We start from the raw sequence: 669 nt of genomic DNA on the forward strand, positions 1-669 counted from the left end.
TCACCAGCGGGTATCGGGGATGCAGGCCAAACTTCACCGTTGGGCGGCGGCCGATGAGGGCCGCAGGTTCGACGATCTGTTCAACCTCGTGTGCGACCCGGCGACGCTGCTTGTGGCGTTCGAACGGGTCGCGGGCAACAAGGGGGCCAAAACGCCCGGAGTGGACGGCCTGACGGTCGTCAACGTTGAGCGGGAAATTGGCACTTGTGGGTTCCTGGAGGATCTTCGTCACGTACTTAAATCGGGCGAGTTCCGCCCGCTGCCGGTGCGTGAACGCAAGATCCCCAAGCCCGGCGGGAGTGGGAAGGTGCGCAAGCTCGGCATCCCGACCATTGCCGACCGGGTGGTCCAGGCGGCCCTGAAGCTGGTGCTGGAGCCGATCTTCGAGGCCGACTTCAAGCCGGTCTCCTACGGTTTCCGGCCACTGCGGCGGGCTCACGACGCGATCGCCGAGATCCACTTCTACGGCACCCATGGCTACCGCTGGGTCCTGGACGCGGACATTGAGGCGTGCTTCGACTCGATCGACCACACGGCCCTCATGGACCGGGTGAGGCGACGGGTGAAGGACAAGCGCGTGCTGCGGCTGGTCAAGGCGTTCCTCAAGGCCGGCGTCCTCACCGAGGACAGCAACCGTGAGGACACCTACACCGGCACCCCGCAGGGCGG

Annotated in this window: 1 protein-coding gene; it reads left to right on the forward strand. The window is 65.9% G+C overall.

Annotated elements, in window-relative coordinates; all coding sequences use genetic code 11:
* A partial coding sequence (locus AC27LF_RS45575; RefSeq protein WP_479662464.1) for a reverse transcriptase domain-containing protein occupies positions 1 to 669 on the forward strand: 669 nt, incomplete at both ends.

Source organism: Streptomyces diversicolor (assembly GCF_057537855.1).